Source organism: Pseudomonas sp. SWI7 (assembly GCF_006351945.1).
GTDB classification, from domain to species: Bacteria; Pseudomonadota; Gammaproteobacteria; order Pseudomonadales; family Pseudomonadaceae; genus Aquipseudomonas; species Aquipseudomonas fulva.
The window spans coordinates 3,830,145-3,851,645 of the sequence record NZ_CP040930.1 but is presented as its reverse complement, the minus strand read 5'-3'; the positions used below and the strand labels follow the sequence as shown (position 1 = coordinate 3,851,645).

Annotated in this window: 19 protein-coding genes; 5 read left to right on the top strand and 14 right to left on the bottom strand. The window is 57.3% G+C overall.

Translation table 11 applies throughout. The features are described 5' to 3' along the window. Positions 1-196: 196 nt before the first annotated feature. The gene (locus FH041_RS17560; RefSeq protein WP_140174902.1) at positions 197-604 is read left to right on the top strand and encodes an SMI1/KNR4 family protein; all 408 of its coding nucleotides are present in this window, start codon (positions 197-199) and stop codon (positions 602-604) included. Positions 605-680: 76 nt separating this feature from the next. Here the strand turns inward: FH041_RS17560 and FH041_RS17555 are convergent, their stop codons facing one another. Then, on the bottom strand, positions 681-2,441 hold the full coding sequence (locus tag FH041_RS17555; protein ID WP_028686796.1) for a cation:proton antiporter: 1,761 nt from the start codon (positions 2,439-2,441) through the stop codon (positions 681-683). A gap of 330 nt (positions 2,442-2,771) precedes the next feature. On the opposite strand from FH041_RS17555, the gene FH041_RS17545 reads away from it, so the two are divergent. Continuing rightward, positions 2,772-3,257, top strand: coding sequence for an acyl-CoA thioesterase (locus tag FH041_RS17545; protein ID WP_023532667.1), 486 nt, complete (start codon positions 2,772-2,774; stop codon positions 3,255-3,257). Here the strand turns inward: FH041_RS17545 and pdxY are convergent. Beyond that, positions 3,254-4,126 carry a pyridoxal kinase PdxY gene (gene pdxY, locus FH041_RS17540; RefSeq protein WP_028686797.1) on the bottom strand — a complete coding sequence of 291 codons (873 nt, stop codon included), beginning with the start codon at positions 4,124-4,126 and terminating at the stop codon, positions 3,254-3,256. The genes FH041_RS17545 and pdxY overlap by 4 nt on opposite strands. Positions 4,127-4,245: 119 nt before the next feature. Here pdxY and FH041_RS17535 point away from each other — a divergent pair, with 119 nt between their 5' ends. Further along, positions 4,246-4,638: a DUF3301 domain-containing protein gene (locus FH041_RS17535; RefSeq protein ID WP_028686798.1), complete on the top strand. Its 393-nt coding sequence runs from the start codon at positions 4,246-4,248 to the stop codon at positions 4,636-4,638. Here FH041_RS17535 and FH041_RS17530 read toward each other — a convergent pair whose 3' ends face one another. From FH041_RS17530 to zigA, 3 genes are read right to left on the bottom strand one after another with little or no spacing between them, the layout of a single operon-like run. Then, entirely contained in the window at positions 4,639-5,610 is a 972-nt protein-coding gene (locus tag FH041_RS17530) for a GTP-binding protein (RefSeq protein ID WP_028686799.1), read from the bottom strand. A gap of 40 nt (positions 5,611-5,650) precedes the next feature. Further along, positions 5,651-6,214: a DUF1826 domain-containing protein gene (locus FH041_RS17525; protein WP_042139011.1), complete on the bottom strand. Its 564-nt coding sequence runs from the start codon at positions 6,212-6,214 to the stop codon at positions 5,651-5,653. Between the two features lie 53 nt (positions 6,215-6,267). Then, a complete protein-coding gene (zigA, locus tag FH041_RS17520; protein WP_028686801.1) occupies positions 6,268-7,476 on the bottom strand; it encodes a zinc metallochaperone GTPase ZigA in 1,209 nt (402 codons plus the stop codon). Between the two features lie 223 nt (positions 7,477-7,699). On the opposite strand from zigA, the gene folE2 reads away from it, so the two are divergent. Beyond that, positions 7,700-8,611 (top strand): GTP cyclohydrolase FolE2, encoded by a 912-nt coding sequence (gene folE2 / locus FH041_RS17515; protein WP_028686802.1) that lies wholly within the window; start codon positions 7,700-7,702, stop codon positions 8,609-8,611. Here folE2 and FH041_RS17510 read toward each other — a convergent pair. Further along, positions 8,595-9,122 (bottom strand): DUF3617 domain-containing protein, encoded by a 528-nt coding sequence (locus FH041_RS17510; protein ID WP_027913319.1) that lies wholly within the window; start codon positions 9,120-9,122, stop codon positions 8,595-8,597. The two genes, folE2 and FH041_RS17510, sit on opposite strands and share 17 nt — an antisense overlap. A 130-nt stretch (positions 9,123-9,252) precedes the next feature. Here FH041_RS17510 and cls point away from each other — a divergent pair, with 130 nt between their 5' ends. Next, positions 9,253-10,692: a cardiolipin synthase gene (gene cls / locus FH041_RS17505; RefSeq protein ID WP_088522812.1), complete on the top strand. Its 1,440-nt coding sequence runs from the start codon at positions 9,253-9,255 to the stop codon at positions 10,690-10,692. 67 nt (positions 10,693-10,759) lie between these two features. On the opposite strand, the gene cfaB is transcribed toward cls, so the two are convergent. The 8 genes from cfaB to atpG all read right to left on the bottom strand — a co-directional run bounded on the left by cfaB (position 10,760) and on the right by atpG (position 21,490). Further along, positions 10,760-11,944, bottom strand: coding sequence for a C17 cyclopropane fatty acid synthase CfaB (cfaB, locus tag FH041_RS17500; RefSeq protein ID WP_140174900.1), 1,185 nt, complete (start codon positions 11,942-11,944; stop codon positions 10,760-10,762). Positions 11,945-12,055: 111 nt separating this feature from the next. After that, positions 12,056-14,107 (bottom strand): TonB-dependent receptor, encoded by a 2,052-nt coding sequence (locus tag FH041_RS17495; RefSeq protein WP_028686805.1) that lies wholly within the window; start codon positions 14,105-14,107, stop codon positions 12,056-12,058. A gap of 352 nt (positions 14,108-14,459) precedes the next feature. Continuing rightward, on the bottom strand, positions 14,460-16,295 hold the full coding sequence (gene glmS / locus FH041_RS17490) for a glutamine--fructose-6-phosphate transaminase (isomerizing) (RefSeq protein ID WP_104926657.1): 1,836 nt from the start codon (positions 16,293-16,295) through the stop codon (positions 14,460-14,462). A 6-nt stretch (positions 16,296-16,301) separates the two neighbouring features. After that, a complete protein-coding gene (locus FH041_RS17485) occupies positions 16,302-17,075 on the bottom strand; it encodes a DeoR/GlpR family DNA-binding transcription regulator (RefSeq protein ID WP_049695265.1) in 774 nt (257 codons plus the stop codon). Positions 17,076-17,273: 198 nt separating this feature from the next. After that, entirely contained in the window at positions 17,274-18,641 is a 1,368-nt protein-coding gene (glmU, locus tag FH041_RS17480; protein ID WP_140174898.1) for a bifunctional UDP-N-acetylglucosamine diphosphorylase/glucosamine-1-phosphate N-acetyltransferase GlmU, read from the bottom strand. A gap of 120 nt (positions 18,642-18,761) precedes the next feature. Beyond that, on the bottom strand, positions 18,762-19,181 hold the full coding sequence (locus FH041_RS17475; RefSeq protein ID WP_023532701.1) for a F0F1 ATP synthase subunit epsilon: 420 nt from the start codon (positions 19,179-19,181) through the stop codon (positions 18,762-18,764). A gap of 44 nt (positions 19,182-19,225) precedes the next feature. Then, a complete protein-coding gene (gene atpD / locus FH041_RS17470) occupies positions 19,226-20,602 on the bottom strand; it encodes a F0F1 ATP synthase subunit beta (protein WP_023532615.1) in 1,377 nt (458 codons plus the stop codon). Between the two features lie 27 nt (positions 20,603-20,629). Beyond that, positions 20,630-21,490, bottom strand: coding sequence for a F0F1 ATP synthase subunit gamma (atpG, locus tag FH041_RS17465; RefSeq protein WP_023532742.1), 861 nt, complete (start codon positions 21,488-21,490; stop codon positions 20,630-20,632). Positions 21,491-21,501 lie beyond the last annotated feature (11 nt).

Below are 21,501 nucleotides of genomic sequence, written 5' to 3'. Positions count from 1 at the left end.
TAAGGTCTCGTGATGCCGTCAATTCGGGTGCCACGCGGTCAATGTAGGAGCGGCCTTGTGCCGCGATGGGCCGTAAAGCGGCCCCAACCATTTCAAGTGAACAGCATTCCGGGCCTACCGGGGTTTTTGCTTTTGCCATAGCGCACTACTAGGGTATAACCCGCAGCGTTGTCATCTAGGTCAGAGGAAGTGAATCGTGGAAGAAGTGATTGAACAACTCCGTGAAGCCAACGAGCCAGTACCGGTCCCCCTTGAGCTTCCAGACGAGGATCAGTTGGTTGAAATCGAAGAGCAGCTGTTCATCAACATTCCGTTCGTGTTCAAGGAGTTCCTGCTGAACGTCAGCGATGTGGTCTATGGCTCGCTGGAACCTGTCACGGTGACTGACCCTCAGTCACACACCTACCTCCCGGACGTTGCTGCAAATGCCTGGGACGCCGGGGTGCCTCGGGAACTGATTCCGCTGTGCCGGGATGGCGACAATTACTATTGCGTCGAGGAAGATGGCACCGTGGTGCTGTGGGATGCCGATGAGGAACTCGTCGGTGAGGACAGCTGGGAATCGGTTTGGCATTGGGCACGGGACGTGTGGCTAGAGAGCTGATCAGCCTCACCCCCACCTCGGTCGAAGGACCTTGCGGGCCGTGATTACGGCCCGTCTGCAGCAGACGCCACTGGGGTCAGTGGCCGTTGTCCCGATTGTTCTCCAGCGTTTCGAGTAACGCAATCTGCATGCGTGTATGCACCCGAATGAACCAACGCCATAACAAAGCGACCACCACCGCTGCCACGATGGCAATGATCAGCAATAGCTCGTTGGTGGGTAGAATGCTCGCCGACAACGCCGACAGCAGCAAAAAGATCACCAGCAGCGAAATCAGCGGAATGACTTCAGCAATCACGCGCCGTACGCGCTGAGTATGGCGCCCAGCCATTTCAGGCTTGACGCCCATTTCGGCCAGCAGCATCGATAGCGCTTTGAGTTTGCGGTAAGCCGCGATCAGAAAAGGTAGCGAAAGCAGTAATGCAGCCCCCCAGATCACCGCCTTCTGCTGGCTCACATCGCTGATCCACTGGCTGAGCCAAGTGCCAAGCCGCCCTGCGAAGTAACCGCCGCTGAAGAATATGGCGATGACCAACGCCAGGTTCACGCCGACCTGCAACAATATGCGCCGTATCATCGCCGCCACCAGGGCACTCTGGCCCTGAGGCTGGATGTTGCGCAGCCACTCCCCATACAAGGACAGCACGCGAGCCAGCCGCCCAGGCACTACGTTACCCAGTTTTATCGACAGCGGATCAGCGGCACGAATCAGATACGGTGTCAGTAGCGTGGTAATGGCCGAGACGGCGACCGCCACCGGGTAGAGGAAGTCGCTGGTGACCTGCAGGGTCATCCCTAAGGCCGCAATGATGAATGAAAACTCGCCGATCTGAGACAGGCCCATACCCACCCGCAACGAGGTGCGCCCGTCGTTTCCCGCGATGAAAGCGCCCATGCCACAGGACAGCATCTTGCCCAGTACAACGGCCAAGGTAATGACCACAATCGGCCAAGCGTAGTCGACCAATACCTGCGGATCGATCATCAAGCCAATTGCGACGAAGAATATGGCGCTGAACAAATCCCTGACAGGTTCGATCAGACGCTCGATTTTCAACAACTGCCGCGACTCGGCCATGATGGCACCAATCAGAAAAGCCCCCAGGACCATGCTGTATTCGAGTTTCACGACCAGCAGACAGAATCCGAAGCACAGACCCAGCACTGTGATGAGCAGCATCTCGTTACTTTCGAACTTGGCCACATAAGCCAGTACGCGCGGTACCAGAAGAATGCCGATCACCAAGGCAACGATCATGAACAAGGACAGCTTGCCGACGGTTGAAAAGACCTCCCCCGAACTGACGGTGCCGCTGACGGCGATACCCGACAGCAGTGCGATGATGCCGATACCCAGGATGTCTTCGACAATCAACACGCCGAATATCAGCTGTGCAAACCGTTCGTTCTTCATCTTCAGGTCATTGAGGGCCTTGACGATGATCGTGGTCGAGGAAATGGCGAGAATGGCGCCCAGGAACAAGGAGTCCATGGTGTTCCAGCCGAACCAACGCCCAATCTCGAAGCCGATCCAGATCATCAATACGATTTCCAGAAAAGCTGCTATGAAGGCCGTGGCGCCAACTTTGAACAGCTTGCGCAGGCTGAACTCGAGGCCCAGGCAAAACATCAGGAAAATCACGCCAAGCTCGGCGAGCGTTTTGATGGTGTCTTCGTCGTGAATCAGGCCGAAGGGGGGCGTGTGGGGGCCTATGATGAAACCGGCGACGATATAACCGAGCACCACTGGCTGCTTGAGACGGTGAAAAACAATGGTGACCACGCCTGCAACCAGCATGATGACCGCCAGGTCCTGAATGAAGCTGATGGCATGCATGACGTGATTCTCCTTCTCTCGTCTTGGGCTGTGCTAACGGGCAGGTCGCGCCTGCGCCGAGGCGGGCCCAAGCAAGCAGCGAGTACACACTGTATTCATTGAAAGCGTGCCCATGTTGCATGGGCGTACTCAGATTAACATCGCGCCTTCCCATGAACTGTCGATGCAATATGATGAAACAGATCGACTGCTATCAGGCCGTCACTGGCATAAACAGCGTGACGCTTCAAAGCATGGGAGCGTCCCGTTAAACGCAGGCTGTCGCTTCAACAGAACAGAGCGCCTGCTAGCCTTTGGCGCGATTGCGCACACTCTTACCGTGAGCATTTTATGGAACCTGGAAACGCCCAGCTGAGCATGACCGTCTTGATGACACCCGACATGGCGAATTTCTCTGGCAACGTACATGGCGGAACGCTGCTCAAGTACCTCGACGAAGTCGCGTATGCGTGTGCCAGCCGCTATGCAGGCTCCTATGTAGTCACGCTGTCAGTCGACCAGGTCATCTTTCGCGAGCCGGTGCATGTAGGCGAGCTGGTCACTTTCCTGGCGTCGGTGAACTACACCGGCAATACTTCCATGGAGGTCGGTATCAAGGTCGTTACCGAGAACATCCGTGAACGCTCGGTGCGCCATTCCAACAGCTGCTTTTTCACCATGGTGGCCGTGGACGATAATCGACGGCCAGTTTCGGTTCCCCCGCGTCAACCGCAGAGTAGCGAAGAGAAACGCCGATTCCTGCAAGGCCAGCAGCGACGGCAGATTCGCCAGGAACTGGAAAAGCGCTATCAGAACCTGAAAACCGACGGCGTCTAGGCGTTCAACAACCTCGCTTCAAAACGTACGCGCGGGTGGGCGATGCGGTCCTGGGCACGTATCAGCTGCAGCTCGTAACTGGCGCAGGCCTGAGTTTCCAGCAGTACTTCATGTACGGCGGAGGCTGCAAACTCGAATGCCTGTTCCCAGCTGTCGCCAAGCAGCACCCGCGCCATGAACAAACCGGAAGTCAGGTCACCCACGCCTACCGGTTGCTTGGGGAAGGCCAGCAGCGGGCGGCGCAAATGCCAGCTGTGTTCGGCCGTCACCAACAGCATCTCGAACTGGTCCTCTGCGCGCCCCGGGTAAGCCAGGTGCTTGACCAGCACAACCTTGGGCCCTTTGAGCAGAAGACTGCGAGCCATGCCTACGCAATCCTCCAGTGATGCCGCGCGCCGGCCACAGAAGCTGTCCAGCTCCAGCTGGTTAGGGCACAGGATGTCAGCCTTTGTGACCGCTTGTTCCAGCAAAAACTGGCTAACCTGTGGCGATACGATGCACCCCTTTTCAGGATGGCCCATGACTGGATCGCACAGGTACATCGCCCTCGGGTTGACGGCCTTTATTCGCGCCACGCCTTCCAGAATCGCGCGCCCCTGCTCGGCACTGCCGAGGTAGCCCGAGAGCACGGCATCACACTCCCCCAGCTCACCGATGTTGGAAATGCCTTCCACCAACGCTGGAATTTGCGTTGGAGCAAGCACGTCTCCGCTCCACTGGCCATACTGAGTGTGATTGGAGAACTGCACCGTGTTGAGCGGCCACACATTGATGCCGATACGCTGCATGGGGAATACCGCAGCGCTGTTGCCGGCGTGGCCGAACACCACATGGGACTGGATGGCGAGCAGGTGCGGGGTACGTTTCATGCGAGTCATTTCCAAAGCTGTTCAAGAATCATGCAACGCGCAGTATGAACGTGATTGCCACCTGTACGACAGGCCAGGGACGCAGTTAAGCTGAATCGATCGGTTGGGAGCCTACGCACATGTTGACCCTGGAGAACCTGTTAGTCCTGATGGTGATGGCCACGGCAGGCGCTTGGCTGTGGCACAACCACGGTCTGCGCGAGAAGGCCTTGGAAAGGGTCAAACAGCATTGCGCAAAGCTTGACCTTCAGTTGCTCGATGACGCCGTCGCGCTCAAACGTATTGCCTTCGTGCATGATGTCAAGGGTCGCAAGCGCCTGGCACGTCTCTATGGCTTCGAATTTACCGTGACAGGGGAGCAACGTCACCCTGGTACCGTGACTCAGTTCGGCGCGCACAGCATGCAGATAGAGCTGGCACCCTACCCCTTCGAAATCAAGACGCCCCCGCGGGCGGACAATGTGATCGAAATGCAGCAGTGGCGCCAGCAACATGACCGTTGGCACAACTGATCAAGGCATAAGGCAGCTCTGCAAGCGGGCTTCCAACTCGTCCACAGGCTGAGGCTTCTCGAAAATCAATTCCAGGCGACTGTCGGCTGTCCATTCACTGGGCTGCCAGGGCGCCAACTTGCCTTCGAGTGCATTGAACGAGCATCTGCCTTGTGCTGTGTGGATAACACCCTTGGCACGCCTCCACTTCAGCGACTTCAATAGCTCATCTATGGCCTGTGGATAAAAGCGCTGCTGGGGGTGCCAGCGCCAGCCTATGCTCCATCCATCCTCTCCTTGAACTACCTGACGTATCGGCTCGCGCCGGTCTGCCCAAAGAGCACGCATGGCATTCGGTGGATTGTCGACAATCCCGATATCGCTATCAGGGCTGTCAACAATCTTGTTTTGATAGACAGGCAGACTATCGAAAGGAAGCTGACCTTGCATCGTCCATATCAGCCTTTTCCCTGGGAATTCTTTATTTATCAACAGCTTAAAATCTTTATCCACAGACTCCGACTTATTGATAACCAGGGTTTCACAGGCTTCCAACGCGGCTGATTGAGCCGTCGGTAACGGCCTGCCACTGCGCAGAGATGCGGGTGTGGTGACGACTATCAACGGCTGAATTGTCAGCACATTAGTCCAAGGCGCTTGGGCCAATTGATCAAGCAATTGAAGAGGATGGCCCAGCCCGGAGGGCTCTATGAACAGTCTGTGCGGCTTGCACTGGCGCAGAAGCCTACCCAGCCCTACCTGGAACGGAACCCCATTGACGCAGCACAAGCAGCCTCCTGCGACTTCGGCGATAGAGATACCGTTCTGGCTTGTGGACAAGAGTGCCGCATCCAGCCCTACTGCCCCGAATTCATTGACCAATACGGCCCAGCGTTCGTGGTCAGGCTTTTGCTGTAGCAGGTGATGAATCACCGTCGTTTTGCCGGCCCCCAGCGGGCCAGCAATGACATGGGTGGGAATATTGCGAAGCATGATGGTTCTTCAAGCAGACGGTTTGCTCAACTATGCGCTGTCAGGCTAGCCAGTCAAGCGTAAGCAACAGTCGCGGTGGACCTGACGGGGAACGATGTACGACGCCTGCGCCTTCATTGCCCTCCCAGCGCTCGCCCTTGAACAAGGCAACGTCACCTGTATTCAGTCGCATCACCTTATCCACAGCAGCATTGCCTGTGGACAACGCAGCTCGCGCTACTGCCTGCTCCGGTAGATATTCACTCCCCGGACCCGCGTAAGTGGTAATTAGCCTCAGTGGAACGTTATCCACATGAAAGCGTGGGCACATCGGACTGGTCAGTGCACGTATGCGCAAACCTACGCGATGCGCTCCAAGCAAACAGCTATAAGCCGAAACCAACCACGTGACATCCGCGACAAAAGCGTCATAGCCGTGGATATCCACAGCCTCGTACAGCAGCCCCTCAATCACTGGGACCTGATGCTCGTCGACCTCGATCACACGCTGGTCTGTTATCGATCCTCCAAGCCCCGCCACAACCTCTGAAAAGTCTTGCAGCTGAGGTGGAAGTTGCCGCTGCCAGACTGCGAGGTTGACACCCTCTTGCAGGACTTCTGCCATTGATTGAGGCGTGTGTCCAAACACCTGGCGGATATCCACAGCCACTGACGTACTCACGCTGCCACCTGTTCGTCCCAGGGGCCGAATGGGTCAGGAAAACGCAGCCAACCCATGGGCTCGAGTGCCATTTCTTCATCCGTCAACAGGCACTGATCAAGGGCTGTGGATAATTTCGCCACGTCCATATTTTGCCCTATGAACACCAATTCCTGCCGGCAGTCGCCAGTATCCGGTAACCAATGTTCAAGAATGGCAGCAACGTTATCCACATCCTCAGGCCACTGTTCACGGGGAACGAAACACCACCAACGACCCGCCAGCCCATGGCGCATCATGCCGCCTGCCTGGGACCAACTGCCCGCTTCTTTATATTTGCTCGCCAACCAGAAGAACCCTTTGGAACGCAGTAACCGGCCATTACTCCAGGGTGTGTGTACAAAGTCATGGAACCGCTGCGGATGAAAAGGCCGGCGTGCGGTCCAGGTAGTGGCTTGGATGCCATATTCTTCTGTTTCCGGTGTATGTTCACCGCGCAGCTCCTTCAGCCAGCCAGGCGCTTGCGCCGCCTGGTCGAAGTCGAACAAGCCAGTGTCCAGAATCCTGGCAAGGGGAACCTGACCCATGACCATGGGAATGATCTGGGCTCGGCGGTTCAGGCTCCGGAGGATAGCTGAAAGCTCCTCCCGCTCGGCCTGACTGACCAGATCGATTTTGCTCAACAGCAACACGTCAGCGAACTCTACCTGCTCGATCAGCAAGTCGCTGATCGAACGTTCATCGTCATCCCCCAATGTCTGGCCACTGCTTTCCAGGCTCTCTGCGGCTTGGTAATCCCGCATGAAATTCAAGGCATCCACCACGGTGACCATGGTGTCGAGACGCGCCAGATCCGACAGGCTGCGGCCTTGCTCATCACGAAAGGTAAAGGTTTCAGCCACAGGCAACGGCTCTGAGATACCGGTCGATTCAATCAGCAGGTAATCGAAGCGCCCCGCCTCGGCCAGCCGTGCAACCTCTTCAAGCAGATCTTCACGCAACGTGCAGCAGATGCAGCCATTGCTCATTTCCACCAGCTTTTCTTCGGCGCGGTTAAGGGTGACATTGCGCTGAACTTCGCTGGCGTCAATGTTGATCTCACTCATGTCATTGACGATAACCGCGACACGAAGCGCTTCGCGATTGCGCAGCACATGGTTGAGAAGCGTGCTTTTGCCTGCGCCCAGAAAACCGGAGAGCACAGTGACAGGAAGACGATTGGACATGGCAAAACCTCATCACACAGGCGCATTCGAAACGATGCATTGCATAATGTTATAAAGTAACAATACAATCTAGCCAAGTGGTTCCTGACGAATGCTCGGTGCGGTGAACTGGGAATTGACCAGCTCATTTCACAGCGCAGTACCAACGGCTCTGCCGTTACCTCACACGACCCATCAGCAGTGGACCCAATGTTCCACATACACGCATAGCCTTGGAAATCCCATGTCCCAATTCCAGCCCCAGCTTCCTGACGTCGCTGCACAACACATGAACTCAACCACACCGTTGGACTGGGTAGGAATGTGTGGGATAGCCATGCCAATGCAGATTGGAGGCCGTCAGGTAGCGGCTACAGTGGATGCTGGGGTGAATTTGGTAGATGGCAGCTCACGCGGCATACACATGTCGCGTCTGTACCTAGCGCTTGAAGATCTTGAGCATGAGCCGCTGCGCCCGCTATCGCTGCGTCGCCTTTTGGCGAGTTTTCTCAGCAGCCATGATGGGCAATCATCTGCGGCATATGTGCGCCTGAGCTTCCAACACCTACTCAGGCGGCCTGCCCTGGTTAGCCCTCTAGCTGGGTGGAAAAGCTATGACGTCGAGATCGATGCACGGATCGAACATGAAATGTTCCACGTGGAACTATCTGTTTTGGTGCCTTATTCGTCTACATGCCCATGCTCGGCGGCGCTCGCTCGACAGCTTATCCAGCAACAGTTCCACGCTCGATTCGGCTCAGGAACTTTGGACAGCGAAGAGGTATTGGCATGGTTGGGGACTTCGGAGGGCATCGTAGCAACGCCTCATAGCCAGAGGAGCATGGCAAAGATAAGCGTTAGGCTCGAGGATAATCGTCCTGAGCTTCCCATAACCGAGGTCATAGATGCGGCCGAGCAAGCCTTGGGCACTGCGGTACAAACTGCGGTAAAGCGCGCCGATGAACAAGCATTTGCGTTGGCAAACGGACAGAACCTGATGTTTTGCGAGGACGCAGCGAGACGCTTGTATCAAGCGCTAAGCACTATCGAATGGATTAAAGGGTTCAAGACGCGCGTGGAACATGCTGAAAGTCTGCATGCCCACGACGCCGTAGCAACTGGCCAGTGGCAGTGGAACATCACGTCCGAGGCTTGACCGTACCGCAATCATTGCCCAGCCATACCGCACGTGTGTTCATGCTGCCCTGCTGCTGAACACCGGACGCATTGAACGTGCCACTCACTTGAGTGGTGAACTCCTTGTCACTCAGGAAGGTGGCCTGGCCATTACCCTGGGCTTTGGGGCAGCTGAATTGAAACTTCCAAACGTTACCGGTGCGGTCAGTGATCTTCTGAGTGCAGCCGGACTTTGGATCCTGCAGCGGAATGTCGTTGGTTGCCACCTGCTGAGGGGTGAGGCAGGAGCGCACCCCTTTACCACCTACAGTGACACCTTGCTTGGCAAGCATGCCTTCCATCATCGCCCGTTGATCGGGCGGTAGGTTCTTCAACTGGCTGAGCATGAAATCCATATCAGGTAGCGGCTTACCGTCGACCTGCATATTGCTAGTGGTCAGCTCCCACAAGCCGGGTTGAAGCATCTGGGCCTGGGCTGTGACGCTGCCTGCGCACAAGGCCAGCGCCAGCAACGGCATACGAATTTTCATGGAAATCACACTCCTGGAAATGTCGGTCATCCCGACGATGTTTGGGTTAGACGTTGAAACGAACCGCTTGTTGCAGGCGAACCACGTTCGTGTTCTGTTACCTAAGGTGTATTCAACGAGCAGGATGCATATGGATTACCACAGCCCCCTTTTTTTTGGCTACCTACTCGGCGTGATTCATCTGCTGGGTATTATCGCCGCGCTGCATGCGTTGTTCACAGTCCGTACTGCTCAAGGCGCCATTGCCTGGGCAATGCCACTTTTTTTCATTCCCTACCTGACGCTTATCCCCTACCTGATATTCGGTGCGCGCTCTTTCAATGCCTACATCAAGGCCAGGCGCCAAGCCAATCAGGAAATGCATGTCGCCATGGCCAGTTTGAATTGGCGCCCATGGGTCGAAGAAGCGCTGGCCGCGCGCGCATCGGACAGCTACGCCGCTTTGCGCGCCATGCCCAAACTCAGTCGAATGCCATGTCTGGCCAATAATCAGGTCGAGCTGTTGATTGATGGCAAGCGCACGTTCGAGGCGGTTTTCGAAGCCATCGATAAAGCGACACGCGTCATACTGGTGCAGTTTTTCATCATCCATGACGATGCACTTGGGCGAGCCTTGCAACAATTGCTGCTGCGCAAGGCGGCCGAAGGCGTTCAGGTATTTGTATTGTATGACGGTGTCGGCAGCCATTCCCTGCCCCGCCACTACAGCCAGCAGCTTCGTGCGGGAGGTGTGCAAATACATGCATTCGCTACCCGTCGGGGCCTGTTCAATCGCCTTCAAGTCAACTTCCGCAATCACCGCAAGATCGTCGTGGTAGATGGGTTGGTCGGCTTTGTAGGTGGTCACAATGTCGGCGACGAGTACCTGGGGGCCAACCCCAAGCTTTCACCCTGGCGAGATACACACGTGCAAATCAGCGGGCCAGTGCTAGCGTGCCTACAGGAATCGTTCGCTGAAGATTGGTACTGGGTAACCCGGCAGTTGCCTCCCCTGATCCTCCAGGACACCTATCCCGATGACGGTGTGCTGTGCCAGGCATTGGCCAGCGGCCCTGCAGACTCCAAGGAAACCTGCTCGCTGTTCTTTCTAGAGGCAATCCACTCGGCCAAGCATCGAGTCTGGATAACCAGCCCGTATTTCGTGCCCGATGAAGCGGTATTCGCCGCCCTGCGTTTGGCGGCACTACGCGGTGTAGATGTGCGGGTCCTGATCCCGTCTCGCCCGGACCACAAGATCGTATACGCCGCCTCCAGCCTGTTCGCATTCGAAGCGGTGCGCGCCGGTGTTCGCATGTTCCGTTATCAACCTGGGTTCCTGCACCAGAAGGTCGTGTTGGTGGATGACGACATAAGTGCTGTCGGCAGCGCCAATCTCGATAATCGATCGTTCCGTCTCAACTTCGAGATCACGTTGCTCACCATCGACAAGGCATTCGCCGATACGGTCGAACGCATGCTCAACAAAGACTTTGCCAACGCGCGGGAGATTACGGTCGAGGAAACAGAGGCCACCCATCGGTTACAGCAAGTGGGCATGCGCATCGCAAGGTTGATTTCACCGGTATTGTAAAGCGCGCCAAGGGACGACCTCACTCTTGAAGTGAGGTCGGTCACGCTTGGCACACGTTTGGTAGGCGCTAGCGGTAAAGGTGCTCACGCGTCCAAGATAGGTCATGGTGGCCATCCGCGTAGGGTTTGACCGCCAATATCTGATGCAGGTTGATCCAGCCTTTCTCGAAAGCGTACGCGCAACCTGCCAAATAAAGGCGCCAGATACGCAATGTTTTTTCAGGGACCAGCGCAGCTGCATTGTGCAGTTGGTTTTCCAGGTTCTCGCTCCAGTGATGCAGGGTCTTGGCGTAATGCATGCGCAAGCTTTCCACATCCACCACTTCCAACCCTGCCTCACAGACAGCGGCGCTGATCATCGACAAGTGGGGCAGCTCGCCGTGGGGGAACACATAACGGTCAATGAACTCTCCAGCCCCCCGACCCACCGGGCGGCCATCCACATGCTTGGCCGTGATGCCATGGTTCATGACGAGGCCGCCTTCGCGCACTGCGCCGAACAGCGTCTTGCAATACAAAGGTAGATTGGCATGACCCACATGCTCGAACATGCCCACGCTGACGACCTTATCGAAGCGCCCGTCTTGTGGCAGGTCACGGTAATCAAGAATCTGCAGGTCTACGCTGTCGGACAGGCCCTCGGCCTCCACCCGTTCCCTGCCCAGCTTGAGCTGCTCTTTGCTCAACGTGATGCCAAACACGTTCGCCCCATATTCACGTGCAGCGAAGCGCGCGAGACCTCCCCACCCACACCCCACGTCCAGCAAGTAATCACCGGCAGCCAAGCGCAGCTTGCGGCACAGATGATCGAACTTGTCTTGCTGGGCCTGTTGCAGTGTATTGTCCGGCTCACGGAAATAGGCGCAGGAATAAACCATGTCCTGGTCCAGCCATAACCGGTAAAAGTCGTTGGACACATCGTAGTGGTAGGAAATGGCTTCGGCATCGGTTCGCTTGTCATGCGCCAGGCGCTGGGGAGCATGATCGCTATCATCGGGTAGCAGTGCTTCGCTGAGTTCATCGCAGACACGGATGGCCTCACCGATGTCGCCTTCGAGTTCGAGCTTGCCTTCCACGAAAGCGGTGCCCAACTCATCCATGCTTGGATGGGTGAGTTGGGAGATGAGCTGAGGCTCCTTGACCAGGATGGTCACTTGCGGGCTGGGGCCCAGGTCGAAATGGTTGCCGTCCCACAATTTGAGACGCAACGGCAGGTGTAGACTCTGCAAAGCCGGCGGAAGCTGAGCAAGCATGTAACCCTTCCTTCCCATGTACGGGGCAAGACCCAAGACATTTCGAAAGCCACCGGTTCAGCGTAGACCATCTGTAGGAGCTGTCTGTAAAACGAAAGTTTAAGCCGAGGTCTACAGCTTCAGATTCAGGGAAACGAATGTCGACCGACCAGGTGCTGGCGAAAACATCGCCTGGTCGTCACCGCCCCAGAAGAAGTTGTCGTACCAGACGTATTCGTATTTGCGGTCCAGCAGGTTCTTGACCTGCACATCGACGCTGGCAGCGGACGTGATGCGGTAGCTGACGCTGGCGTCCGCAACGACAAACCCACCGTATTTGCCTTGCTCATTGAGCTCGTCGATGTAGTAGCTCCCTTGCGCCCTGCCCTGCAGACCGAACTTCCAGTCATCGTTATAACGATAATCGACGCCCACGGTGCTCACGTACCGAGGCGTGGAGAACACTTCCTTACCCGAGAGTGATTGCCCTGCGGCAGAAAACGCTTTGACCACCTTTGCTTCCTGGATGGCGTGGGAGGCATAGACAGTCCACTGATCATCCAGTTGAGCATTGATCTGCAAATCCACGCCGCGACGGCGCGTTTCACCCAACCCGACCGTGGTGCCGGTGCTGGGCATGTTTGCCACTTCATCGGTAGCATCCTGCTGCCAGATCGCCACTCGCGCTTGGGCGCCCTCGAACGGTCTGAACTTGATACCGACCTCTTTGCCTGTGTTGATCGACGGGTCGTATGAAGGCTGCCCAGGGGTCAAGTAGGCGGGCTCGGTCGAGCCGGTGAGTATCTGGAAGGTACGCCCCCAATTGGCGTAAACGTCGATATCGGGGGTAACGCTATAGATCACGCTCAGCTTGGGCTGTCGGATCCAGCCGTAGTCTTGCAGCGAGCCTTTGACGCCACCCAAGAGCTGCGTACTACCGGTGAACTGGTCCACCCGCATGGCCGGGATGATCTTCAGTGACTCGATGGGCTGGATAACGGCCTGAACATAGGCACCGGTGTTGCGCAGGGTATAGCGATCGTCATTCTGCACGCGGGCCGGTACGGTATCGAAGTGGGTCGGAACGCTGAAGCTGTAGCGCTGGCGACGGTAGGTATTGTCCTGCTCTTCGTAGTTGACGCCGCCATCGAGGGTGAGGTGCTCGTTAACGCGCCATGTCAGGTTATTGAGGATGCCCGTCTGCTGTTCGTCCCATTGCCGACGCTGACGGGGCGCATTACCTGGGCGATAGTCCGTGAAGGTAACGGTGCGATCATCGTTGTAGTCGTTGTAATACAGCTTGCTGCTAAGGCTCAAGTCATCATTGAGCTGCCAATCCGCGTGCAGGCTGAGGTGCTTCATGTCGCGGTCATCACCGTCATTGGCGTTCTTGGCCGGTGATTGTGTACGGCTGGCGTGCATCTGGTCACGGGTGAGAAACCCGGACTCCTGGGCCTGGTGATGGTACAAGCGCGCGATCAGCCCAATGCGGAAATTCTGCTCGTCGTTGCTGACGAACCACTTACCCCCCAGTGCGTATTTGTTCGAGTTGCTGTGATCGCGGTAGCCATTGCTGTCCTGCTTGGCAAGGATGTAGTTCTGGGCAAAATTCCCCTCCTCGTGCCCGACCGCCAACTGCACTTCACGGGTGTCGAAGCTGCCATAGGTCAGCCGGCTATCGACATAGTTGCCGCCTTGGCGCGTGGCGAAATTGATGTTGCCCGCAATGTTGTGCAACCCGTAACGAGGGTCGTTCGTGCCCCGGACCACTTCGATGTAGTCGATGTCCAGGGGAAAGATCATGTCGATGAAGCGCTGGTTACCGCTGTTGACGTTGCTCGGGATGCCATCGATCAATGTCTTGATACCGTTGATGTACCCTTCGCCGTTGAAAGCGCGGAACGTAACCTTGCCCGATTCGGCCCCCTGCCCTGTTTCGGTGAGCTGAATGCCCGGCATCTGGCCCAGCAGTTGCCAGCTGTTCATGACGTTCTTGTCCTCTACCTGATCACCGCCCAGCACATCGACCGACGTGAGCACGTTCTCGGTGCTCAGGGCCACCTTGGCGTCCTGCGTAATGTTCACGGCGCCAAGGGTGATCGTGGAGCTGCCTGTTTGGTCGGCGAACAGTTCAGGGGTAACCATTACCGTGAACATGGCAAGGGAGGCCGGGGTGACTCGCATGGGTGCTCCTAGGTGAGTAGACAGGGGTGGGATCAGGTGCGCAAAGCTCGGGAAAATCATGCAGAGCTATTAACACGTTATATCATAACTACTTAAACGTTATGATATATCACCTCAATTCCAACCGCCCAATGTTCAACGCACCCAGATTCGAGATAGGCCTTAGGGGTTGTTAGGTGAAGGGTTCAGCCGCATCCAACCCTGAAGCACAACCGTATAAAAATCATCGATAAAAAAACCCCCGTGATACGGGGGTCTTAGCTGCGGGTTGATCCGATGATCACCTGCCATGTTTCACGGCTAGCCCTGCTCAGGAGCAGGACAGTATGCCGGCACTGTTGAAACGCTACCTTTACTCCACCGTCACCGACTTCGCCAAGTTGCGCGGCTGGTCAACATCAGTCCCTTTGAGCACGGCGACATAGTACGAGAGCAGCTGCAAAGGAATGGTGTACAGAATCGGCGCCAGCGCATCCGCGATATGCGGGACTGGAATCACATGGGTGCCTTCGCCGTTGCTCAAGCCGGCTTGCTCGTCAGCGAAGACCACCAGCTCACCGCCGCGTGCACGCACTTCCTGCAGGTTGGACTTGAGCTTCTCCAGCAGTTCATTGTTCGGCGCAACGGTCACCACGGGCATGTCGTTATCCACAAGCGCCAGTGGGCCATGTTTGAGCTCGCCCGCAGGATAGGCTTCGGCGTGGATATAGGAGATTTCCTTGAGCTTGAGCGCACCCTCCATGGCCACCGGATATTGAGCGCCGCGCCCCAGGAACAAGGTGTGATGCTTGTCTGCGAACAGCTCGGCGATTTTCTCGACGGTTGCGTCCATGGCCAATGCTTCACCCAGACGGGTTGGCAAGCGGCGCAGCTCCTCGACCAGCTCAGCTTCGACGCCCTTGTCCAAGGTGCCGCGCACCTGGCCCAAGGCCAAGGTCAGAAGCATCAACGACACCAGCTGGGTGGTGAAGGCCTTTGTCGAGGCGACGCCGATTTCCGGTCCGGCCAGGGTCAGCAACGTCAGGTCAGATTCACGCACCAGCGAGCTGATGCCCACGTTGCAGATCGCCAGGCTGCCAAGGAAGCCCAGCTCCTTGGCGTTGCGCAGCGCTGCCAGGGTATCGGCGGTCTCGCCCGACTGGGAGATGGAAACGAACAGCGTATCGGGCTGCACGACCACCTTGCGGTAACGGAACTCGCTCGCCACCTCTACTTGGCAGGGGATCCCTGCCAGGCTTTCCAGCCAGTAACGTGCAACCATGCCAGCATGATAGCTGGTACCACAGGCCACGATCTGCACATTGCGCACTTTGCCGAACAACTCGGCTGCCTGCGGGCCGAATGCCTGGACCAGCACATGGTCACTGCCCAAGCGACCTTCCAGTGTGCGTTGCACCACGCGTGGTTGCTCGTGGATTTCCTTAAGCATGAAGTGGCGGTACTGGCCCTTGTCGGCGGCCTCGGCACCCTCGTGGTACTGCACGGTTTCACGCTGCACGGGGTGGCCATCATGGTCCCAGATGGCGACGTGGTCGCGACGGATCTCGGCGATGTCCCCTTCTTCGAGGTACATGAAGCGGTCGGTGACCTGTCGCAGGGCCAGCTGGTCGGAGGCGAGGAAGTTCTCACCGAGCCCCAGGCCAATCACCAATGGGCTGCCGCTACGGGCAGCGACCAGGCGGTCCGGCTGGCTTTTGCTGATCAACGCCAGGCCATAGGCGCCGTGCAAGCGCTTGACCGCAGCCTTCAAGGCGTCTGCCAGGTCGGGGATGCCCTTGAGGATATGGTCGATCAGGTGGACGATCACTTCGGTATCGGTCTGCGACACGAAGGCATAGCCCAATCCTTTCAGTTCCTCGCGCAGCGCCTCGTGATTCTCGATGATGCCGTTGTGCACCACGGCCACGTCATGGCCTGAGAAATGAGGGTGGGCATTGGTTTCAGTAGGCGCGCCATGAGTGGCCCAGCGGGTATGCGCGATGCCGAGCCGTCCTGCGATTGGCTCGAGCACGACGGCTGCTTCGAGCTCGCTGACCTTGCCGATACGGCGACGGCGTTGCAAATCGCCTTCCGGCGTCAGCACCGCCAGGCCTGCGCTGTCATACCCACGGTATTCAAGACGCTTCAGGCCCTCGATAAGGATGGCGGTAATGTTGCGTTCGGCCACAGCACCTACGATTCCACACATGCTTGGTTACTCCTGACTGATAGCGGCGCAGATCAAATTGACGCCGCGTGCTTTAATTTGTTCGCGTGCCTGTTCGCACAGGCGTTCGTCCGAGATCAGGGTGTGCACCCTGCCCCACGGCAGTTCGAGGTTGGGAATCTTGCGGCCGACCTTGTCCGACTCGACCATCACGATCACCTCACGGGCGACCTCGGCCATGACTCGGCTCAGACCCAGCAACTCGTTGAATGTGGTGGTGCCGCGTTCCAAGTCGATGCCATCGGCCCCAATGAACAATTGGTCGAAGTCATACGAGCGCAGAACCTGTTCGGCCACTTGGCCCTGAAAGGACTCGGAATGTGGGTCCCAGGTGCCACCCGTCATCAGCAGCACCGGCTCGTGCTCGAGTTCGCTGATGGCCCTGGCAACATTGAGCGAATTGGTCATGACCACCAGACCAGGCTGGCGTCCGAGTTCAGGGATCATGGCAGCGGTGGTACTACCGCTGTCGATGATGATCCGGGCGTGTTCGCGGATGAGGCTCACGGCGGCGCGAGCAATGGCGCGTTTGTAGGCCGATACGGGTTGTGCCGGCTCAGCCAGCAATTCCTGCGGCATGGTTACCGCACCGCCGTACCGGCGTAACAACAAGCCGTTGGTTTCAAGTGCCGCCAGGTCCTTGCGGATAGTGACCTCAGACGTGTCAAACCGCCTCGCCAGCGCGTCCACGCTGACTTCACCCTGCTCCGCGAGCAGGGCCAGTATGTTATGGCGACGTTGTGGCGTGTTTCGTTTCGACATCGGCGCTTTAAGTTTCGTTTCGAAAGATAATGATCGCAATCAAAACCTAAATGCTCGGGTTCGTCAACCCATCTTAGCGCTGTGGATAAAAACGCTGTGCAGAGGCATAGCCCAGCTTTGGCTATCCATCTGATGCCGGACAAATAAAAAGGCCGGCTTGTTATGCACAAGGCCGGCCTTGATAGAGCTGTGGATAAATCAGGGCTTCTTGATCTTCTCTGGACGCTTCCACCCCGAGATGTTGCGCTGACGGGAGCGTGCTACCGCCAACTCACCTGCTTCCACGCATTGAGTGATCGTCGAGCCCGCGGCAGTCGTGGCCCCGGCCTTGATTTCCACAGGCGCGACAAGGGCGCTGTTGGAGCCGATGAAGACGTCTTCGCCCATCACTGTCTTGAATTTGTTTGCGCCATCGTAGTTACAGGTGATGGTGCCAGCACCAATATTGGTACGGGCACCGATATCGGCATCACCCAAGTACGACAGGTGCCCCGCCTTGGCGCCTTCACCAAGATGAGCATTCTTCAACTCGACGAAGTTACCCACATGGGCCTTGGCATCGAGTACGGTCCCCGGACGCAAGCGTGCAAATGGACCTGCATCACTCCCCTCGCCCATGACGGCACCCTCAAGGTGACTGTTGGCCTTGATCACGGCACCTTTGCGCAGCGTGCAATCCTTGATCACGCAATTAGGGCCAATCTGCACGTCGTCTTCGATGACAACCTTGCCTTCCAGAACGACGTTGAGGTCGATCAGCACATCCCGGCCGACCGTCACTTCGCCCCGGACATCAAAACGCGAAGGGTCACGCAAGGTCACACCCTGCGCCATCAGGCGGCGGCCTTCACGCAACTGGTAGTGACGCTCCAGTTCGGCAAGCTGACGACGGTCATTGGCACCCTGCACTTCCATGGGATCGGCGGGTTGCTCGGTGGCAACCATCAAACCATCAGCGACTGCCATGGCGATCACATCCGTCAGGTAGTACTCGCCCTGGGCATTGTTGTTCGACAAGCGGCCCATCCAATCCGCCAGGCGAGCGCCAGGAAGCGCCAGAATGCCGGTGTTGCCCTCACAAATGGCCTTCTGCGCCTCGTTAGCGTCTTTATGCTCGACGATGGCCGTTACTTGCCCATGCGCATCACGCACAATGCGGCCATAGCCCGTCGGGTCTTCGAGCGTGACCGTGAGCAAACCGAGTTGCTGCTCGCTGGCTTTGGCCAACAAACGTTGCAGGGTCGGTACCTCGATGAGCGGAACGTCGCCATACAGCACCAGCACGGTGTCCGCCGACAGTGCTGGCAAAGCTTGCGCCAAGGCATGCCCCGTACCCAGTTGCTTGTCCTGCATGACAAAGTTGAGGTCGTCGCCTGCCAGTCTCGCCTGAACCAACTCTGCCCCATGGCCTATCACCACGTGGATGCCCTGCGGCTGAAGCTGGCGAGCGCTGTGGATAACATGACCGAGCATGGAGTTGCCGGCTACCGGGTGCAGTACCTTGGGCAGCGACGAGCGCATGCGGGTGCCTTGGCCGGCGGCAAGAATAACGATATCGAGGGACATGACTGGCTACCAATCCTGGGCGGTCAGTTGCTTGACCGAAAGGGGGAAATCGAAAAAAGAAAAAGGGTAGCCGAGGCTACCCTTTTACTCAATCGCAACACAAATGATGGCCGTAGCCGATCACTTGCCTCTGCGCATCTGCTGGACAGTACGCAGCTGAGCCGCAGCCTCGGCCAGACGTGCGGCAGCAGCGCCGTAGTCGAAGTCCGAGCCTTTGGTGTTCAGCGCGTTCTCGGCAGCCTTGAGGGCTTCCTGAGCCTGAGCTTCGTCCAGGTCGGCAGCACGTTGCACGGTGTCGGCAAGAACCTTCACCATGTTCGGCTGCACTTCGAGGAAGCCACCGGAGATGTAGTACACCTCTTGAGTGCCACCCTGCTTGGTCAGCGTGATCGGACCCGGCTTGAGATTGGTGATCAGCGGGGCGTGACCTGGTGCGATACCCAGATCGCCCAAGTTGCCGTGCGCTACTACCATCTCGACCAGACCGGAGAAGATTTCTCCTTCCGCGCTGACGATATCGCAATGGACTGTCATAGCCATCTGCTTGCCTCAACCTGATTAGCGCCCCTTGCGGAGCGCCGGGATTACAGTTTCTTGGCTTTCTCGATCGCTTCGTCGATGCTGCCGACCATGTAGAACGCTTGTTCTGGCAGGTGGTCGTAGTCACCTTTGAGGATGCCGCTGAAGCCAGCGATGGTGTCTTTCAGGGAAACGTACTTGCCTGGCGAACCGGTGAAGACCTCGGCCACGAAGAACGGCTGCGACAGGAAGCGCTGGATCTTACGAGCGCGCGCTACCAGTTGCTTGTCGGTCTCGGACAGTTCGTCCATACCCAGGATCGCAATGATGTCTTTCAGCTCTTTGTAGCGCTGCAGAACATACTGAACCTGACGGGCAGTTTCGTAGTGCTCGGTACCGATCACGTTCGGGTCCAGCTGGCGCGAAGTCGAGTCCAGTGGGTCGACCGCTGGGTAGATACCCAGGGAGGCGATGTCACGGGACAGAACGACGGTGGCGTCCAAGTGGGCGAAGGTGGTCGCTGGCGACGGGTCGGTCAAGTCATCCGCAGGCACGTAAACGGCCTGGATGGAGGTGATCGAACCTTCCTTGGTCGAAGTGATACGCTCTTGCAGAACGCCCATCTCTTCGGCCAGGGTCGGCTGGTAACCTACTGCCGAAGGCATACGGCCCAGCAGTGCGGATACTTCGGTACCGGCCAGGGTGTAACGATAGATGTTGTCGACGAACAGCAGAACGTCGTTACCTTCGTCACGGAATTTCTCAGCCATGGTCAGGCCAGTCAGCGCAACGCGCAGACGGTTTCCTGGTGGCTCGTTCATCTGACCGTAGACCAGCGCTACTTTGTCGAGAACGTTGGAGTCCTTCATCTCGTGGTAGAAGTCGTTACCCTCACGAGTACGCTCACCCACACCGGCGAACACGGAATAACCGCTGTGCTCGATGGCGATGTTACGGATCAGCTCCATCATGTTCACGGTCTTGCCGACACCGGCACCACCGAACAGACCGACTTTACCACCCTTGGCGAACGGGCAAACCAGGTCGATAACCTTGATGCCGGTTTCCAGCAGGTCGTTGCCGCCTGCCTGGTCAGCGAACGAAGGCGCCTTCTGGTGGATACCACGACGCTCTTCTTCACCGATCGGGCCGGCTTCGTCGATTGGGTTACCCAGGACGTCCATGATGCGGCCCAGGGTAGCCTTGCCGACAGGAACGGAGATGGCCGCGCCGGTATCGACGACGTCCAGACCGCGCTTCAGACCTTCGGTCGAGCCCATCGCAATGGTACGAACCACGCCGTCGCCCAGCTGCTGCTGAACTTCCAGGGTGGTTTCCGCGCCTTGTACTTTCAGCGCGTTGTAAACACTCGGCACGACGTCACGTGGGAATTCCACGTCGATGACGGCGCCGATGATTTGAACGATACGTCCGCTACTCATAGCTGGATCCTCTGAATTTTTGAACCGTTAAACCGCGGCAGCGCCGCCGACGATTTCCGAGATCTCCTGGGTGATCGCAGCCTGACGCGCCTTGTTGTAGATCAGCTGGAGTTCGCTGATCAGGTCACCGGCGTTGTCTGTGGCGTTCTTCATGGCGATCATCCGGGCTGCTTGTTCAGCAGCATTGTTCTCGACCACCGCCTGGTACACCTGCGACTCCACGTAACGCACCATCAAGCCGTCCAGCAGCTCTTTTGCGTCGGGTTCGTACAGGTAGTCCCAGTGATGCTTGAGTTCCTGATCCGGGGTTGCCACCAACGGTACCAATTGCTCGACCGTCGGCTTTTGGGTCATGGTGTTGATGAACTTGTTCGAAACCACCGAAAGGCGATCGATACGACCATCGAGGTAGGCGTCCAGCATGACCTTGACGGAGCCGATCAAGTCATTGATCGATGGCTCTTCGCCCAGGTGGCTGATCGCGGCTACTACGTTGCCGCCAAAGATACGGAAGAAAGTCGCACCCTTGCTGCCGATCACGCACAGGTCGATTTCCACGCCCTGTTCGCGGTTTTCGTTCATGTCCTTGACCAAGGCCTTGAACAGGTTGGTATTCAAGCCACCGCACAGACCACGGTCACTGCTCACCACGATATAACCGGCGCGCTTTACAGGGCGCTCGATCATGAACGGGTGGCGGTATTCCGGGTTGGCGTTGGCCAGATGACCGATCACCTGGCGGATACGCTCCGCATAAGGACGGCTAGCAGCCATGCGCTGTTGTGCCTTGCGCATTTTGCTGACCGCCACTTTTTCCATGGCGCTGGTAATTTTTTGCGTGCTTTTGATGCTCGCAATCTTACTGCGAATCTCTTTTGCGCCTGCCATGTATCACCTAT

Coding starts and splice junctions, on each gene's coding strand:
- FH041_RS17535 (WP_028686798.1), top strand. CDS start 4,246: ATGTTGACCCTGGAGAACCTGTTAGTCCTGATGGTGATGGCCACGGCA.
- atpD (WP_023532615.1), bottom strand. CDS start 20,602: ATGAGTAGCGGACGTATCGTTCAAATCATCGGCGCCGTCATCGACGTG.
- FH041_RS17510 (WP_027913319.1), bottom strand. CDS start 9,122: ATGAAAATTCGTATGCCGTTGCTGGCGCTGGCCTTGTGCGCAGGCAGC.
- FH041_RS17555 (WP_028686796.1), bottom strand. CDS start 2,441: ATGCATGCCATCAGCTTCATTCAGGACCTGGCGGTCATCATGCTGGTT.
- FH041_RS17495 (WP_028686805.1), bottom strand. CDS start 14,107: ATGCGAGTCACCCCGGCCTCCCTTGCCATGTTCACGGTAATGGTTACC.
- zigA (WP_028686801.1), bottom strand. CDS start 7,476: ATGTCCAATCGTCTTCCTGTCACTGTGCTCTCCGGTTTTCTGGGCGCA.
- cfaB (WP_140174900.1), bottom strand. CDS start 11,944: ATGCTTGCTCAGCTTCCGCCGGCTTTGCAGAGTCTACACCTGCCGTTG.
- FH041_RS17485 (WP_049695265.1), bottom strand. CDS start 17,075: ATGTCGAAACGAAACACGCCACAACGTCGCCATAACATACTGGCCCTG.
- FH041_RS17475 (WP_023532701.1), bottom strand. CDS start 19,181: ATGGCTATGACAGTCCATTGCGATATCGTCAGCGCGGAAGGAGAAATC.
- cls (WP_088522812.1), top strand. CDS start 9,253: ATGGATTACCACAGCCCCCTTTTTTTTGGCTACCTACTCGGCGTGATT.
- pdxY (WP_028686797.1), bottom strand. CDS start 4,126: ATGAAACGTACCCCGCACCTGCTCGCCATCCAGTCCCATGTGGTGTTC.
- atpG (WP_023532742.1), bottom strand. CDS start 21,490: ATGGCAGGCGCAAAAGAGATTCGCAGTAAGATTGCGAGCATCAAAAGC.
- FH041_RS17525 (WP_042139011.1), bottom strand. CDS start 6,214: ATGGCAGAAGTCCTGCAAGAGGGTGTCAACCTCGCAGTCTGGCAGCGG.
- FH041_RS17545 (WP_023532667.1), top strand. CDS start 2,772: ATGGAACCTGGAAACGCCCAGCTGAGCATGACCGTCTTGATGACACCC.
- glmS (WP_104926657.1), bottom strand. CDS start 16,295: ATGTGTGGAATCGTAGGTGCTGTGGCCGAACGCAACATTACCGCCATC.
- folE2 (WP_028686802.1), top strand. CDS start 7,700: ATGTCCCAATTCCAGCCCCAGCTTCCTGACGTCGCTGCACAACACATG.
- glmU (WP_140174898.1), bottom strand. CDS start 18,641: ATGTCCCTCGATATCGTTATTCTTGCCGCCGGCCAAGGCACCCGCATG.
- FH041_RS17530 (WP_028686799.1), bottom strand. CDS start 5,610: ATGCTTCGCAATATTCCCACCCATGTCATTGCTGGCCCGCTGGGGGCC.